The organism is Synechococcus sp. BA-120 BA3 (assembly GCF_034931285.1).
Taxonomy (GTDB): domain Bacteria; phylum Cyanobacteriota; class Cyanobacteriia; order PCC-6307; family Cyanobiaceae; genus Cyanobium.
Genome location: NZ_JAYGHZ010000455.1, coordinates 1 through 1,409, shown reverse-complemented (window position 1 = coordinate 1,409; position 1,409 = coordinate 1). Strand labels below are relative to the sequence as shown.

Below are 1,409 nucleotides of genomic sequence, written 5' to 3'. Positions count from 1 at the left end.
GGAGGAGGAACGGGCCGAAGCGGCCGGCTGGCAGCCGGTGAGCCTGGGGCCGACGATCCTGCGCACGGCCACCGCGGCGGTGGCGGGCCTGGCGCTGCTGGCCGACTGGCGGGCGCTCAGGAGCGCATCATGCCGGCCGCCATCTCCTTGAACACGCCCAGATTGGCGCCCGGGGTGCGGCGCTTCATCGGGGTGGCGCCCCCGGCGGTGACGCACTCAGGAGCGAAGGTGGCCATCGATGGGGCCGGCCGCAGCGCCTCGGCGGCGGCCAGTTCGGCGGCGATCGCTTCAGCGGTGGTGAGACCCGAAACGGGCTGGGGGGTGGCCTCCGCAGCCGCCGGTGCGGTGGCGGACACCGCAGGCTTGGCCTCGGCCGCCTCAGGAGCGGCCTTGGCGGCCGGCTTGGCTTCAGCCCTGGGGGGCGCCACCACGGCCGGGGGCTGGTTGCCTTCGCCGCCACCCAGATCAAGGAAGAACTTGGGTCGTTTGAAGACCATTCGGTGCACCGCCGGATGCAGCGATTATCCGCCGAAGCCGGCGCCCCGCAGCGCCTGGCTTAGATCTGTGCAACACAACCGGGCCTCCGCCATGCTGCCGCTGCCGCCCCAGGACCTCCTCCACTGGCTGGCGGCCCTGGCGATCAACGGGCTGCTGATCGGCCTGGCCCAGCGCCTGCCCCTGCTCACGCCAGCGGGCTGGGTCCATGCCGGGGTGCTCGGCACCCTGCTCTGGGGAAGCCTGGGCTGGCGCGGCTGGCTGGCGGTGGTGGTCTATCTCGCCCTGGGCAGCGGGGTGACGAAGCTGGGGTTCCGCCGCAAGCGGGAGCTGGGGCTGGCCGAGGGCCGGGGGGGGCGAAGGGGGCCGGAGAACGTCTGGGGCTCGGCGCTGGTGGGAACGGTGCTGGCCCTGCTGGCCTGCCGGGCACCGGCGGCGGTGGTGCCCCTGCTGCTGGCGGGCTTCGCCGCCAGCTTCGCCGCCAAGCTCGCCGACACCTTCGGCAGCGAGATCGGCAAGCGCTGGGGCCGGCACACCGTGCTGATCACCAGCCTGCGGCCGGTGCCCCCCGGCACCGAGGGGGCCATCAGCCTCGAGGGCACCGCCGCCAGCCTCCTGGGCAGCGTCCTGATGACCCTGGCCATGGGGGCCCTGGGGGTGATCCGCGGCTGGCCGCTGGCGGCCCTGGTGGGCGGCGTCGGGCTGGTGGCCACCCTGGCCGAGAGCGTGGTGGGCGCCAGCCTGCAGCGTCACTGGCGCTGGCTGAGCAACGAGGTGGTCAACGGGCTCCAGACCCTGCTGGCGGCCCTGCTGGCGATGGCGCTGGTGCCGTGGCTGCCTGTGGCGGTGGGCTGAGCAGCTCCTGGCGCCAGGCGTGGGCGGCGCGCCGGAGGCGGTCGAGGGCGGCGTCGTGG

General features: G+C 74.8%; 3 protein-coding genes. 2 read left to right on the top strand and 1 reads right to left on the bottom strand.

Going from position 1 to position 1,409, the window contains the following annotated elements; translation table 11 throughout:
- A partial coding sequence (locus VB737_RS16725; protein ID WP_500314625.1) for a 16S rRNA (uracil(1498)-N(3))-methyltransferase occupies positions 1–151 on the top strand: 151 nt, incomplete at its 5' end.
- Here VB737_RS16725 and VB737_RS16720 read toward each other — a convergent pair.
- Positions 117–497 (bottom strand): hypothetical protein, encoded by a 381-nt coding sequence (locus VB737_RS16720; RefSeq protein ID WP_500314623.1) that lies wholly within the window; start codon positions 495–497, stop codon positions 117–119. The two genes, VB737_RS16725 and VB737_RS16720, sit on opposite strands and share 35 nt — an antisense overlap.
- Before the next feature lie 91 nt (positions 498–588).
- Here VB737_RS16720 and VB737_RS16715 point away from each other — a divergent pair, with 91 nt between their 5' ends.
- The gene (locus VB737_RS16715) at positions 589–1,350 is read left to right on the top strand and encodes a DUF92 domain-containing protein (RefSeq protein ID WP_500314621.1); all 762 of its coding nucleotides are present in this window, start codon (positions 589–591) and stop codon (positions 1,348–1,350) included.
- Positions 1,351–1,409: the final 59 nt, after the last annotated feature.